General features: G+C 44.2%; 11 protein-coding genes and 1 tRNA gene. 7 read left to right on the top strand and 5 right to left on the bottom strand.

Annotation, left to right across the window (positions count from 1 at the left end):
* The first annotated feature begins 3 nt into the window (after window positions 1–3).
* Both HMPREF1551_RS06605 and HMPREF1551_RS06600 read left to right on the top strand, forming a co-directional pair.
* Entirely contained in the window at window positions 4–2,031 is a 2,028-nt protein-coding gene (locus HMPREF1551_RS06605; RefSeq protein ID WP_021628303.1) for a fumarate reductase/succinate dehydrogenase flavoprotein subunit, read from the top strand.
* A gap of 7 nt (window positions 2,032–2,038) precedes the next feature.
* The gene (locus tag HMPREF1551_RS06600; RefSeq protein WP_034544429.1) at window positions 2,039–2,791 is read left to right on the top strand and encodes a succinate dehydrogenase/fumarate reductase iron-sulfur subunit; all 753 of its coding nucleotides are present in this window, start codon (window positions 2,039–2,041) and stop codon (window positions 2,789–2,791) included.
* A 162-nt stretch (window positions 2,792–2,953) separates the two neighbouring features.
* Here the strand turns inward: HMPREF1551_RS06600 and HMPREF1551_RS06595 are convergent, their stop codons facing one another.
* On the bottom strand, window positions 2,954–4,330 hold the full coding sequence (locus HMPREF1551_RS06595) for an anaerobic C4-dicarboxylate transporter (protein WP_021628301.1): 1,377 nt from the start codon (window positions 4,328–4,330) through the stop codon (window positions 2,954–2,956).
* A gap of 459 nt (window positions 4,331–4,789) precedes the next feature.
* On the opposite strand from HMPREF1551_RS06595, the gene HMPREF1551_RS06590 reads away from it, so the two are divergent.
* The 3 genes from HMPREF1551_RS06590 (at window position 4,790) to sppA (ending at window position 9,173) form a co-directional block, all read left to right on the top strand.
* Complete coding sequence (locus HMPREF1551_RS06590) at window positions 4,790–5,962, top strand: 5-(carboxyamino)imidazole ribonucleotide synthase (protein WP_021628299.1); 1,173 nt, start codon at window positions 4,790–4,792, stop codon at window positions 5,960–5,962.
* A 73-nt stretch (window positions 5,963–6,035) separates the two neighbouring features.
* The gene (locus HMPREF1551_RS06585) at window positions 6,036–7,361 is read left to right on the top strand and encodes an anaerobic C4-dicarboxylate transporter family protein (RefSeq protein ID WP_021628298.1); all 1,326 of its coding nucleotides are present in this window, start codon (window positions 6,036–6,038) and stop codon (window positions 7,359–7,361) included.
* 21 nt (window positions 7,362–7,382) lie between these two features.
* Window positions 7,383–9,173: a signal peptide peptidase SppA gene (gene sppA, locus HMPREF1551_RS06580; RefSeq protein ID WP_021628297.1), complete on the top strand. Its 1,791-nt coding sequence runs from the start codon at window positions 7,383–7,385 to the stop codon at window positions 9,171–9,173.
* A gap of 19 nt (window positions 9,174–9,192) precedes the next feature.
* Here sppA and HMPREF1551_RS06575 read toward each other — a convergent pair whose 3' ends face one another.
* Window positions 9,193–9,999: a glycogen/starch synthase gene (locus tag HMPREF1551_RS06575; RefSeq protein WP_021628296.1), complete on the bottom strand. Its 807-nt coding sequence runs from the start codon at window positions 9,997–9,999 to the stop codon at window positions 9,193–9,195.
* A gap of 91 nt (window positions 10,000–10,090) precedes the next feature.
* Here HMPREF1551_RS06575 and panC point away from each other — a divergent pair, with 91 nt between their 5' ends.
* Entirely contained in the window at window positions 10,091–10,936 is an 846-nt protein-coding gene (gene panC / locus HMPREF1551_RS06570; RefSeq protein WP_021628295.1) for a pantoate--beta-alanine ligase, read from the top strand.
* Between the two features lie 2 nt (window positions 10,937–10,938).
* Window positions 10,939–11,727: a TrmH family RNA methyltransferase gene (locus HMPREF1551_RS06565; RefSeq protein WP_021628294.1), complete on the top strand. Its 789-nt coding sequence runs from the start codon at window positions 10,939–10,941 to the stop codon at window positions 11,725–11,727.
* Here HMPREF1551_RS06565 and HMPREF1551_RS06560 read toward each other — a convergent pair.
* From HMPREF1551_RS06560 to HMPREF1551_RS06550, 3 genes are all read right to left on the bottom strand, one after another.
* Window positions 11,724–12,374, bottom strand: coding sequence for a potassium channel family protein (locus tag HMPREF1551_RS06560; protein WP_021628293.1), 651 nt, complete (start codon window positions 12,372–12,374; stop codon window positions 11,724–11,726). The two genes, HMPREF1551_RS06565 and HMPREF1551_RS06560, sit on opposite strands and share 4 nt — an antisense overlap.
* A 2-nt stretch (window positions 12,375–12,376) precedes the next feature.
* Window positions 12,377–13,705, bottom strand: a complete 1,329-nt coding sequence (locus tag HMPREF1551_RS06555) for a TrkH family potassium uptake protein (protein WP_034544428.1) — start codon at window positions 13,703–13,705, stop codon at window positions 12,377–12,379.
* 151 nt (window positions 13,706–13,856) lie between these two features.
* Window positions 13,857–13,929, bottom strand: a tRNA-Met gene (locus HMPREF1551_RS06550).
* Between the last annotated feature and the right edge of the window lie 117 nt (window positions 13,930–14,046).

Here is a 14,046-nt window from a genome sequence, read left to right as displayed (position 1 = left end):
ACCATGAGTACATTAGATTCTAAAATACCAGAAGGCCCTATAGCGGACAAATGGACTAAATATAAAGATCATATCAATCTTGTAAACCCTGCCAACAAACGTAATATTGACATTATCGTGGTAGGAACAGGACTGGCTGGGGGCTCTGCTGCTGCTACCCTTGCCGAGCTCGGGTACAATGTAAAGGCCTTTGCTTACCAAGATTCTCCTCGTCGTGCGCACTCTATCGCCGCGCAAGGAGGGATCAACGCTGCTAAAAACTATATGGGAGATGGCGACTCCAACTATCGCCTCTTCTACGATACCGTAAAAGGAGGTGACTACCGTGCCCGCGAAGCTAATGTATACCGCTTGGCAGAAGTTTCTGGAAACATCATCGACCAATGTGTGGCGCAAGGGGTTCCTTTTGCTCGTGACTACGGTGGATTACTCGACAACCGCTCCTTCGGGGGGGTACTCGTATCACGTACCTTCTATGCCAAAGGACAAACCGGGCAACAGCTCCTTTTGGGTGCTTATGCGGCTATGAACCGACAAATCGCTCGTGGTAAGATAGACATGTACAACCGCCATGAGATGATGGATGTAGTTATTGTGGACGGTAAGGCACGTGGCATCATCGCTCGTAACCTTGTCACAGGAGAAATAGAACGCCACTCTGCTCACGCGGTAGTAATCGCCTCCGGTGGATATGGTAATGTATATTTCCTCTCTACCAACGCCATGGGCTGTAACGCCTCTGCTGCTTGGAAAGTACACAAAAAAGGTGCTTTCTTTGCCAACCCTTGTTTTACCCAAATTCACCCTACTTGTATCCCTCGCTCTGGTGACTATCAGTCCAAACTTACCTTGATGTCCGAGTCTTTACGTAACGACGGACGTATCTGGGTACCTAAAAAAATGGAGGATGCAATCGCTATTCGTGAAAAACGTAAAAAACCTACTGAAATACCCGAAGAAGATCGTGATTACTACTTGGAACGCCGCTACCCAGCCTTCGGTAACCTCGTGCCTCGTGACGTAGCCTCTCGTGCTGCTAAAGAACGTTGTGATGCAGGGTATGGAGTTAATGAAACTGGTGAAGCTGTTTACCTCGACTTTGCCTCCGCCATTGAGCGTTATGGTAAGGAACAATGTAAAATCCACGGGGTAGAGCCTACCAAAGAAGAAGTCACCAAACGCGGTGAGCAAATCGTTGCCGCTAAGTATGGTAACCTCTTCCAAATGTATGAAAAAATCGTAGCAGAAAACCCTTACAAAACCCCAATGATGATCTATCCAGCTACCCACTACACCATGGGTGGTATTTGGGTGGATTACAACCTAATGACTACTGTACCTGGCCTTTATGCCATCGGAGAGGCCAACTTCTCCGACCATGGGGCTAACCGCTTGGGAGCTTCTGCCCTTATGCAAGGACTAGCCGACGGATACTTCGTATTGCCTTACACCATCGGTGACTACCTCGCTGCCGATATCCGTACTGGAAAAATACCTACCAACACCCCTGAATTTGACGAAGCCGAAAGAGTGGTAAAAGAACGTTTGGCTTACTTTATCAACAACAAAGGAACCCATTCTGTAGATTACTTCCACAAAAAACTCGGCAAAGTAATGTGGGACAAAGTAGGTATGGCTCGTAACGAAAAAGGCCTCAAGGAAGCCATCAAAGAAATTCGTGAAATCCGTGAAGAGTTCTGGCGTGATGTAAAAGTCCCTGGAGAACTCACCGGCATGAACGTGGAGCTAGAAAAAGCCAACCGTGTAGCCGACTTCCTAGAGCTTGGTGAGCTTTTCGCCAAAGATGCCCTCGAACGCAATGAGTCCTGCGGTGGTCACTTCCGTGAAGAGTATCAAACTCCCGAAGGTGAAGCCCTCCGTGACGACGTAAATTACGCCTACGTAGCCGCTTGGCAGTACACTGGTGATCCTAAAGAAATCGTCAATACTTACAACCCTAGCGAAGAGGTGCTCCACAAGGAAAAACTCGAATTCAAAGATATTGAACTTAAACAACGTAGTTACAAATAGTAGTCATATGTCAACAATGAATCTTACTCTCAAAATATGGCGACAAAAAGATGCCAAATCAAAAGGTCGCATGGTAGAATATAAAGTCAATAACATTTCCGATCATATGTCTTTTTTGGAAATGCTGGATATTCTCAACGAACAACTCATCGAAAAAGGTGAAGAACCGGTAGCCTTCGACCACGATTGCCGTGAAGGTATTTGTGGGATGTGTTCCCTCTTTATCAATGGAGAGGCGCATGGGCCTGACCGTGGTATAACTACCTGCCAGCTGCATATGCGTATGTTTAAGGACGGTGACACCATCACCATCGAACCTTGGCGTGCTACTGCCTTCCCTGTCATCAAAGACCTTATGGTCGATAGAAGTGCCTTCGAACGTATCCAACAAGCTGGTGGTTATATCTCTGTTAATACCTCTGGTAATACTCAGGATGCCAATGCTATCCCTATCCCTAAGTACGATGCCGACCGCTCCATGGATGCCGCTGCATGTATCGGATGTGGCGCTTGCGTAGCCACTTGTAAGAACTCTTCAGCAATGCTCTTTGTGGCTGCCAAAGTATCCCAGTTCGCTCTCCTTCCTCAAGGTAGAGTAGAAGCCACCGAGCGTGTACTTAACATGGTAAATCAAATGGAACACGAAGGCTTTGGTAACTGTACCAATACCGGAGCCTGCGAGGTAGAATGTCCTAAGGGTATCTCCTTGGAGAACATCGCCCGACTCAATCGCGAATATCTCAAAGCAAGTATTAAATAATTTGCCAACAATCTATTTGCTAATTTGTTAATCAAGCTGCCTCAAGCCTTAGGTTTTGAGGCAGTTTTTTTAGATATACTTGCCTTTAGACCATAAAAATAGGGGAACTCTGAAAGCTCCCCTATTGCCTTAAAGGCTTAATGAAAATACATACTTGGTTTTTTATCGGATAAGTATCTCGGCCAAACCTATACCTACCAAACATGAGGTGGTAACCGCTACAAGCCCTGGTACCATAAAGCTGTGGTTGAAGTAATACTTCCCAATCTTGGTGGTGCCTGTAGGGTCAAAATTGACCGTTGCAATATCCGAAGGATAGTTAGGAATGAAGAAATAAGCATAAGTAGCCGGCATGATTCCTATCAGAAGAGGCACTGGAAGTCCCATAGCGATGGCCACCGGAAGCATCATCTTAGCGGTAGCCGCTTGGCTATTGATCACCACGGACACAGCAAAAAGAGCAAAGATGAATGTCCAAGGATAAGCCTGTACCATAGAGGTAATTCCTTCCTTGAAGTATGGCATAGCATAGGAGAAGTAAGTATCACTCATCCAAGCAATCCCAAAAATGGCCACACAAGCAACCATACCGGACTTGAATACCACACCCTCAGGCACCAACTTCACCGGTGTTTTACAAGTAATCAAGATAATTCCCCCAAAACAGAGCATCACCATTTGGATAATAACCCCCATCGGTACCTGAGTGGCCTTAGCTACTCCATCTTTGATTATATCAAAGGTACGAATTTCAGGATAAAGCGCTAAGATTACTATGACCAAAATAGAAGAAAGGAAGATGTATACCGCATTCTTAGAATGTTGGGGAATAATTTCGTTTAGAGTTGTTTTGGTACTGTTGAGAATCTGTTCACGGTAAGTAGGATCCTGCAAGCGACGTTGGTATTCAGGATCATTCTCCAGTTCCTTGCCACGACGAAGACTGTAGAGAGACATGGCTAGCATCCCTAAAAAGGTAGCAGGGAAGGTTACTGAAAGTATATTCAGCAGTGTCAGGTTCGCACCTCCTTGCAAGTGGAAGAGATCCAAAAGCTCCTTGCCCAAATACACAGTTACCACTGCCGAGATAGGGCTGGCTGTCAAGGCCAATTGTGATGCAATGGAGGCTGCTGCCATAGGCCGTTCGGGGCGAATTTTGTTCTTCAGTGCGATGTCCCCAATAATCGGCATGATAGAGTACACCGCATGCCCTGTTCCGAGCATAAAGGTCAGCATATAAGTGGCAATAGGCCCCAGGAAGGTAATCTGCTTAGGATTCTTTCGCAGAATCCGCTCAGCTACTTGGAGCATGAATTTCAGTCCCCCTGCCGCCTCCAAGATAGAAGCACAGGTCACCACTGCTAAAATAATGAGCATCACCTCAATAGGTGCCGAAGCAGGAGGCATTCGAAAGACAAATACCTCTATCACCAGCCCAATACCGGAGACAACACCCAATCCTATTCCTCCATAGCGGCTCCCTGCATAGAGCATCCCCAAGAGGAACAGAAATTCTAAAACTAATACATAAGTGTTCATAGCAATATAAATTATACTTTTCTGCAATTTGGTCAAGCCACTCCTCTGCCCAAAAAGACACTATATTTCCATCAAACGACTTAGGTGGCTATCCTTTAATTTTTCGCAAAGATATTTTTTTTCCTTAAAACCACAAAACAAAAAATAAGTTTTTTTCATGCCTACACTACATTTTTTTCAACATAGAAAACGATAAAGCCCTCTTTTTAAATAGGCAATAAAAAATAGACCAAGAAAAATACCACATCTAGGTATAATTTCGTATATTTGCAAAGTCATTTTACAGACTGCCTCTTTAAGGAGAAAGTTACAAATTATCTTTGTCGGGAAAATAAGGAATTATTCCGACTAAAATAAACTAATAAAACAATGAAAGAGACTGTAATACAAAAAATTAGAAACAAGGCAGCTCACTAAAAATTCATTGATCATTGACTATTAATCATTAACCATTAAAAAATGTCTTATTTTTCTACTGATTTCACCTTAGGGATCCTCGGTGGGGGGCAACTGGGAAAGATGCTCCTTAGTGAGACCCTCAAATATGATATTCGCACTATCGTGCTTGATCCCAGTCGGGAGGCGCCCGCTCGCTTTGGCTGTCATGCTTTTTCTCAGGGTGACCTGATGGACTTCGATACTGTATACCAATTTGGCAAACAGGCTGATCTGGTTACCTTTGAAATAGAGAATGTCAATGTAGATGCCCTTGAGCAGCTGGAGCGTGAAAGGGTCAAGGTATATCCCACCCCTAAGAGCTTGCGCATCATACAGGACAAGGGTTCCCAAAAAGTTTTCTATAGAGAACATGAGATCCCTACGGCTCCTTTTGAAGCCTTTGACTCCCCTACCCTTTTGGCCACTGCGGTCACAGAAGGCCGCTGGACATATCCTTTTGTATGGAAAAGTACCCGTTTCGGCTATGATGGCAATGGCGTTAAGATTGTTCGCTCCGCACAAGACCTACAAGCACTCCCCGAAGGGGCTTGCATAGCCGAAGTCTGTGCCGATATCGACAAGGAGCTAGCCGTGATTGTTGCCCGTAGCCCCAAGGGAGAAGTGGCTACCTACCCTGTGGTAGAAATGGAGTTCCACCCCGAAGCCAATCAGGTGGAATATGTACTTTGTCCGGCTCGTATCCCAGAGGCTATCAGCCAGAAAGCGCGCCAGATAGCCCTTGAGGTAGCCCAAGCCTTTGGCAGCATAGGCCTTTTAGCGGTAGAGCTATTCCTAACCAAAGAGGGAGAGATATGGGTCAATGAGGTGGCCCCTCGTCCTCACAACTCAGGCCACTACTCTATTGAGGCGAGCTATACCTCACAGTTCGAGCAGCACCTAAGAGCTATCTTGGACTTGCCCTTGGGCAGCACCGAAAGCAAGGTAGCCGGTGTTATGGTCAATCTGGTAGGGGCAGAAGGCTATGCCGGTGATGTAGTGTATGAACATATAGAGGACGTCCTCTCCCTCCCTGGCGTAACCCCTCATATCTATGGAAAGCGACAAACACGCCCTTTCCGGAAAATGGGGCATATCACCATTACCCATCCTGATATAGAACAAGCCCGTTCACTGGCCCAGAAGGTAAAGGAAACGATTAAAGTAGTGAGCGATAAGCCTCTCCTTAATAATTAACCATTAATCATTGGTCATTCGTCATTTAATTCGTATCTTTGTCACTTGACAAAAGCACTCTAAATTTATTGCTATGATTTACATGGAATTATTAGTTGTCCTTGCCGCTATATTCATTGGTGCAAGGGTAGGAGGTATCGGTTTGGGTATCTTCGGTATGATGGGAATGGGAGTCTTGGTCTTTGGCTTTGGACTCAAGCCTGGCAACCCACCTATTGATGTGATGTTGATTATAGTAGCTGTAATCACTGCAGCAGCTACCCTGCAAGCGGCAGGAGGGTTGGACTATTTGGTCAAAATAGCCGAGAAGATCCTGCGAAAGAACCCTGCCATGATCACCTTCTTGGCGCCTGTGGTGTGTTATTTCTTTACCCTATTCTCCGGAACAGGACATATTGCCTATTCCCTACTGCCTATTATCTCGGAGATTGCCACCGATAGCAAGGTACGCCCCGAGCGTCCCCTCTCTATCTCGGTGATTGCCTCCCAACAGGCTATTACCGCTAGCCCTATCTCGGCAGCTACAGCCGCCCTGCTCTCGGCAGAGCTTTTAGGAGACAAAGGAATCACCTTAGGTAATATCCTAATGGTATGTATCCCCTCCACCCTTATCGGGGTGATTATAGGTGCCATTGCGGTCAATTTTGTAGGAGTCCCCTTGGAAAAAGATCCTGAATACTTACGCCGCATACAGGAAGGCATTCTAAGCCAAGACAAAAGTGAAAAAGTAGCACCAAGCCCTGAAGAACAGCGACGTGCCAAAGCCTCAGTAATTATATTCCTTTTGGGGGTATTCTCCATTGTACTTTTCGGTTCGGTGGATAGCCTTCGCCCTTCCTTTATGATAGAGGGTAAGCTCGTACAGTTGGGTATGACCCAGACCATCGAAATTGTAATGATGGCCACCGCAGGCCTTATGCTCATCTTCTCTAAGGCTGATATTAACAAGGCTGTCAAAGGCTCTGTCTTTATCGCTGGGATGCAGGCTGTGATTGCTATCTTTGGAATTGCCTGGATGGGAGATACCTACTTCAATGGCAATATTGAGTTTTTCAAAGAGCATATCGCTGAGATCGTCACTCAGTATCCTTTCCTTTTTGCAGTGGCTCTCTTTGTTATGTCTATCTTCTTATTCAGCCAGGCGGCAACGGTACGTACACTCTATCCTTTGGCGCTCGGCTTGGGAATCTCTCCGCTTGCCTTGGTGGCTATGTTCCCAGCGGTTAATGGGTATTTCTTTATTCCAAACTACCCCACTGTGGTGGCTGCGATCAACTTTGACCGTACAGGTACCACTCGAATAGGAAAATATGTACTCAACCACTCTTTCCAGATCCCTGGCTTTGTAGCTACCATCGTAGCCATCATCGTGGGATATATGATTATCGCTTTTATGTAATGGATCTTTAAACTATAATATATGAAATTTTTCAAAATCGTCTTAGCTGTCATCGTAGGCTGCTTTTGTTTTTTCTTTATTTCATTGCTGTTTTTCATCCTTATAGCCTCTTTCTTTGCGCCTAAGGAAGATTCGCTTGAGATAAAGGAACACTCTATTCTCTCTTTAGACTTTCAGAAAGAGGTATACGAATACAGCAACCCCATACACATCAAAGACTTTGACTTTGATATGCAGCAAGAAAACACCCTGACGGCTGTCCTAAGAGCTATCAAAGAGGCTAAAACGGATTCCAATATACAAGGAATCGTATTGGGAAGTACTAAAGGTGTCAAAGGGCGTGCACATTTGCAAAATATCCGCGAAGCGGTAGAGGATTTCAAAGCTTCTGGCAAGTTTGTCTATGCTTTTAGCGAAGGAGCTACCCAATCGGACTATCTATTACAAAGTGTGGCTGACTCTATTTTCGTGGGCACCCTTTCCGAAATATCAGTTCAGGGACTTAGCGCAGAAGTACTCTATTACAAGGACTTGCAGGAGAACACCGGCATCCATATGGAGATTTTCCGCCACGGTAAGTACAAAAGTGCTGTAGAGCCTTTTCTTGAAAACAATATGAGTGAGGCCAACCGCGAGCAGATAAAGGCTTATCTCAGCTCCCTATGGAATAGCTATGCCGCTGATGTAGCCCAAAGCAGAGGAATCTCCGTGGATGCGCTCAATCAGATTGCCGATAGCCTCTGGGGGCGTACCCCTGAGCTGGCGCTTTCTCATCATTTGGTAGATAAGATCGCCTTCCGAGATGAGTTCGAAAAGAGCCTTTGCAAGGCTACCGGTACCCAAAAAGTAAAGGATTTCCACTTAGTCCCTATAGAAAAATATACTAAAAAAGTGGCACTCGACTATAAGGAAAAACGACTTCGAGAGAAAAAAGAGCAGCAAATAGCTGTTATCTTCTGTAATGGAGAAATCGTCGAGGGACCGTCCCAAGAAGGATTGGTAGGAAATGTGTCCATCATAGAGGCCTTGCGCCAAGCCCGAGATAAGGAATCCATAAAAGCAATCATATTGCGTATCAACTCCCCCGGAGGAAGTGGCTTGGCTTCGGAACTAATCCACAGAGAGATAGCGCTTACCGAAAAGGTAAAGCCCGTCTATACCTCTATGGGGAACTTGGCAGCCTCTGGCGGATACTATATCGCTTGTAACTCCAAACGTATCTTTGCTGATAAGCAGACCCTTACCGGCTCCATTGGGGTCTTTGGGATGATTCCTAACCTTAAGGAACTGGCCGACAGATGGGGAGTCAACAGCGAACAGGTACAGACCCATCCGTATGCACTCACTTACAGTTTGTTTGAGAAAACCCCTGAAAAGACCCGCCAGGTGATCACCGAAGGGATCGAACTCTTCTACAAAAGGTTTGTCCAACGAGTAGCCGACGGACGCAAAATGACTTGGGAGCAGGTGGATGCCTTAGCTCAAGGAAGGGTATGGACAGGAGCTGATGCCTTAGAAAAAGGCTTAGTAGATGAGATAGGAAACCTCCAACAAGCCATCGCCTACGCTGCTAAGGAGAATAATCTCTCCGAAGGGGCATATGACCTCTTGGCCTATCCTGTGATAGAAATAGAGTTTTCCGATTATATGAAGAAAAGATTTCGTGCCTCTACTCAAGCAGAGCTTAATGCAATGCTCCGAGAGGAAATAGGTGCTAAAGCATACGAAGGGGTACAACAGCTGCGAAGAACAATTCCTACTTCAGCTGCTTTCCTACAAGCACGTATACCCTATGATGTATATATCAAATAATTAGAAGGGGCTATAGAGATTACTTACTCATCAGCTCCTTATAGAACTGGGGATAGGCCTTACAAGTAGTCTCTATAGTCTCTCCATATAGGAAAGGCTTAGTGGTACCTTCTATATAGGAAATAGCCTCTTGAGGAAGTACCCCTTTGATAGTGGTAATGGCATCCGAATAGCGAGCCGCAATTTTGATCAGATTCATACTATGAGGTTCTTTCAGCTCTGGAGCTTCGTTTTCGGTAATCTCATCAAAACCTACCTTAGAGAGTAATTCACTATCAAGAGATCCCTCAAAGGGAGGACGTAAAAAGCAGGTGATAGTTTTGGTATGATAGAAAATAGGTTCATCCTTGTAGTAAGTCCTCAGATAGAGAGGAAGCAGCGCTCCCAGCCAACCCTGTATATGGATAACATCAGGAGACCAATTCAGTTTCTTAACAGTCTCCATGATCCCCTTAGCAAAGAATATACAACGTTCGTCATTGTCTGCATATAGCTTTCCTTGATCATCGAAGGCATCTTCTTGCTTGAAATACTCGTCATTATCAATGAAGTATACTTGCATACGCTCCTTTTGAATAGAAGCTACCTTGACAATCAGTGGCATATCCACATCATTGATCACCAAGTTCATACCCGAAAGGCGTATCACTTCGTGTAGCTGATGGCGACGCTCATTGATATCCCCATAGCGGGGCGTAAAAATACGCAATTGTCCTCCCGTGGTATTCAGGGCTCGTGCCAAATCAAAAGAACGCTTGGCTATCTCTGTCTCTGCCTGATAAGGTAGCACCTCTGAAGAAACATAAAGTATCTTTTTGTTTTTCATAGCGTATTTATTTTAGATGATAAATCATTGAGCTGCAAAGTTACAAAAAAAATTATATACAACAAAAAACATTTATTTAAATTTATAAAAAATGCAGATTTTTAATAAGAGATTAGATTTACAAGCTTTCTTAGCTCCTCTCTTGAAAGAAAACAAGACTGTTGGCCTCGTCCCTACTATGGGAGCGCTACATCAGGGGCATCTGTCGCTGATGAAAAAAGCCTTGGAAGAGAATGATCAGGTGGTAGTAAGTGTTTTTGTGAACCCCACTCAGTTCAACAATACTGAAGACTTAGAAAAATACCCTCGTAACCTACAGAAGGATGCCGAAACAATCGCAAGTTTGTCGGACAAAATAGTACTTTTCGCTCCTGAAATTTCTGAAATGTATCAGGGAACACCCCGCTCTGGAAGTTACGATTTTCAAGGTTTGGACAAAGTGATGGAAGGAGCCTTCAGGCCAGGACACTTTGAGGGAGTAGCTACCATAGTGGAGAAACTCTTTACCTTAGTCACCCCTACTCGTGCTTATTTTGGAGAGAAGGATTACCAGCAGATACTCATCATCAAGCGTATGGTTGCCGAAAGAAAGCTCCCCGTCCTACTTGTCCCTTGTCCCATTATTCGGGAAGAAAGTGGCCTGGCAATGAGTTCTCGCAACGAGCGCCTCTCTGTGGAAGGACACCAAAAGGCTGCCTTTATCTATAAAGTACTGCAAGAAGCTAAGGCGCGATTTGCCAGCCAGCCTATCGCACAAATAAAGGCTTTTGTAGAAGAACAGTTTACTCAAAATTCTGATTTTCAGTTAGAATACTTCCTCATTGTAGATGAGAACACCCTACAGGAAGCCCAGCAGAAAGAAGCCCACAAGGCCTATCGTGCCTTTGTAGCAGCCTATATAGAAGGCGTACGCCTGATTGATAACCTTGCCCTATAACCATGCAACAGATTACCAGCCTACAGAACCCCCTCGTTAAGCATCTTTTTACGCTTACTCAAAAATCCAAACAGCGCAGAGACCACCAACAGTTTCTTATAGAAGGAAAACGAGAGATTAGCCTGGCCATAGAAGCAGGCTACCTCATCGAACAGTTGTTTTTCTGCCCTACGATCCTCACACAGCAGGAGGTAGCACATTGCTTTTCAGGATATAGATGTACCGCTATATCCCCTCAGGTATATGAAAAGCTCACCTATCGCTCTTCTACCGAGGGGGTATTGGCGCTGGCACAATGCAAAGAACATGCGCTTTCTGGATTACATCTCCAGAAAGCGCATCCACTGATCTTGGTAGCCGAAGCTCCTGAAAAACCTGGTAATATAGGGGCTTTGCTGCGTACAGCCGATGCCGCTGGAGTAAATGCGGTATGTATCGCCAACCCAAAGACTGACCTATACAACCCCAATATTATCCGCTCCAGTATAGGTACCATCTTTACGCTCCCTATCTTTACAGGAAGTAGCCAGGAGATTATTTCCTTTCTGCAAAAGGAGCATTTCTCCATCTACTGTGCTGCCCTTTCGGCCTCACTGCCTTATGATGAGGTGTCCTACAAGGGGCGTACCGCTATCGTAGTCGGCACCGAGGATACGGGGCTCTCCCCCTCTTGGCTGGAGGCTTCTACTCAAAATATCATCATTCCTATGCAAGGCAAGATAGATTCGATGAATGTATCGGTCAGTGCCGCCATTCTCATCTTTGAAGCTGTGCGCCAGCGAAAAAGCTAAACGATCTTCCCGATAGAGTTCTCCCTGGCCAATACAATAAGTAAGTCTTCCTTATCCAAGCGAAGATTCGGATCTGGAGTTACATTCATCTTGCCATCACCATGCTTGACCGCCAATATATTGATCTCATACTTATGCCTTAAGTTCAGCTCCATAAGCGACTTGCCTATATAGCTCTTTGGAATTTTGACCTCGTAGATAAAATAGTCCTCCGAGAACTTAAAGTATTCTATAATAGTGGGATGTAGCATGGAATAGGCTATTTTTTCTCCCATGGACTCTTCTGGAAAGACCACTTGGGTAGCTCCAATTTTCTCCAAAACACGACCTTGGGTGTGATTCACTGCCTTACAGATGATATCTTTCACGCCTAACTCCTTTAGGTGTAAAGTAATCAATATGCTCGCTTGTATATTGTCTCCTACACTGACAAAGGCCATATCGAAGTCGTCCTTCACCACATTCTTCAAGGCAATCTCATCAGTAGCATCTAAGATCACCGCATCGTCTATAATCCCCTCATTGAGAGCTTGCTTGATCAACTCTTCATTTGAGTCAATTGCCAATACAGTGGATTTATTCTTATAAAGGGTCTTGGCTACCGACTTGCCAAATTCCCCTAAGCCTATGACTAAAAAACTTTTCATAATTATCCGATTAATATATCTTCTTTAGGGTATTTATAATTACCTACTATTCTCTCACGAGAAAAAGCCAATACAATTGTAAGCGGCCCTACCCTACCCAAAAACATGGTAAAGAGTAAGATGGTTTGAGAGGCTGTACTCAAAGAATTGGTAATCCCCATGGAAAGCCCTGTGGTAGAGAAAGCCGAGATAACCTCAAAGAGGATCTTTAGAATTTCCACCTTTGGATCAAAGTAAGTTATAAGTAATGCAGCAAGAAAGACATACAACAGAGTTATAAAAACCAAGGTAGAGGCCTTATTGAACAGCTGCCATGAGATATGTCGCTTAGAATACTCTATATACCGCCTATTGAGCAAAGAGGTACGTACCCCTAAGTATAAAACACCAAGAGTAGTAGTTTTTATCCCTCCTCCTGTAGAATTAGGCGAAGAACCTATGAACATTAGTAAAATACACAAAAAAGCCGTTGCTCCTGAAATCTCTGTTATAGGTATGGTATTGAAGCCCACCGAACGCAGCGTAGCTGAGTGGAAGAAGCTAATAAGCAGCCTATTACCCACAGAGTGTACCGCATAAGCGTCCATATGATTGTATTCTAAAACAAAGAATAGCAAAGCACCTGCCCCTAAGAGAATCAGGGTGATGATGCTGGAAAACTTAGAATTGACACTGATTTTTCTACGCTTTCCCCTGATATACTCAAAGAGTTCTATAATAGCAGTAAAACCAAAACCTCCTAAGAACATCAATAGAATAATAATGAGGTTCATAGGAATATCGAAGGTATAATCTTGCAAACCATTGGGATAGAGAGCAATCCCTGCATTACAAAAAGCCGATACCGAATGAAAAATTGCATAGAAAAGAGCTTTGTACCAGCTATATTGCTTGATAAAAACAAAGAAAAGCAGAAAAGCACCTATAGCTTCTATGAGCAAAACGACGAAAACTACCTTTTTGATATGAGAATACAAGTCTATCTTAGCCTCATGGTTCATACCCTCAGAGATCAATCGCTTGGTATAGAAGCCTATTTTTTTAGTAATAAGCAGCACAATCACTGAAGAAAAAGTCAGTATTCCCAAGCCTCCCAGTTGTATCAATAGCAAAATACACACCTGCCCATAGTCCGAGAGTATACCATGCATATCACAGATAGAGAAACCTGTACCTGTAACCGCCGAAGTAGCGGTAAAAAGTGCCTCAAAGAAAGTAAACCCGCTCCCCGTGCTATGCGTAAAAGGCATCATCAACAGCCCCGCCCCTACACATATCAGAAAGAGGAAAGAGATTATAATAATGGTATAAGGAGAGCAATTTCGCAGCACAATCGTTTAGTTTTTGAATAAGGCTTCTATAATCTGTTCTATTCTTACGTTAGCTGATCCTAACCCATAACAATATGGTATGATATTTGGCTCGTAATTTTAAAGAATTTAAGCGCAATTAATTGAATGACAATTAATTACGCTTATCAAGTAGCGGGAACTGGACTCGAACCAGTGACCTTCGGGTTATGAGCCCGACGAGCTACCTACTGCTCTATCCCGCGATTTACAGGTGCAAAGGTACAACTTTTTTTCCAATTGGCAAAATAAAAATCACTTTTTATTCTCTTTTTATTTCAACTCTCTGAAAAACAAAACATTGCTAAAGAAAAATCTTTAGC

The organism is Capnocytophaga sp. oral taxon 863 str. F0517 (genome assembly GCF_000466425.1).
Classification (GTDB): Bacteria; Bacteroidota; Bacteroidia; order Flavobacteriales; family Flavobacteriaceae; genus Capnocytophaga.
This window is presented reverse-complemented; position numbering and strand designations above follow the sequence as displayed.

Excerpts from the sequence above, each read along its gene's own strand:
- HMPREF1551_RS06595 (WP_021628301.1), bottom strand. The coding sequence starts at position 4,330 with ATGAACACTTATGTATTAGTTTTAGAATTTCTGTTCCTCTTGGGGATG.
- HMPREF1551_RS06575 (WP_021628296.1), bottom strand. The coding sequence starts at position 9,999 with ATGAAAAACAAAAAGATACTTTATGTTTCTTCAGAGGTGCTACCTTAT.
- panC (WP_021628295.1), top strand. The coding sequence starts at position 10,091 with ATGCAGATTTTTAATAAGAGATTAGATTTACAAGCTTTCTTAGCTCCT.
- HMPREF1551_RS06590 (WP_021628299.1), top strand. The coding sequence starts at position 4,790 with ATGTCTTATTTTTCTACTGATTTCACCTTAGGGATCCTCGGTGGGGGG.
- HMPREF1551_RS06560 (WP_021628293.1), bottom strand. The coding sequence starts at position 12,374 with ATGAAAAGTTTTTTAGTCATAGGCTTAGGGGAATTTGGCAAGTCGGTA.
- HMPREF1551_RS06585 (WP_021628298.1), top strand. The coding sequence starts at position 6,036 with ATGATTTACATGGAATTATTAGTTGTCCTTGCCGCTATATTCATTGGT.
- HMPREF1551_RS06605 (WP_021628303.1), top strand. The coding sequence starts at position 4 with ATGAGTACATTAGATTCTAAAATACCAGAAGGCCCTATAGCGGACAAA.
- HMPREF1551_RS06600 (WP_034544429.1), top strand. The coding sequence starts at position 2,039 with ATGTCAACAATGAATCTTACTCTCAAAATATGGCGACAAAAAGATGCC.
- HMPREF1551_RS06565 (WP_021628294.1), top strand. The coding sequence starts at position 10,939 with ATGCAACAGATTACCAGCCTACAGAACCCCCTCGTTAAGCATCTTTTT.
- sppA (WP_021628297.1), top strand. The coding sequence starts at position 7,383 with ATGAAATTTTTCAAAATCGTCTTAGCTGTCATCGTAGGCTGCTTTTGT.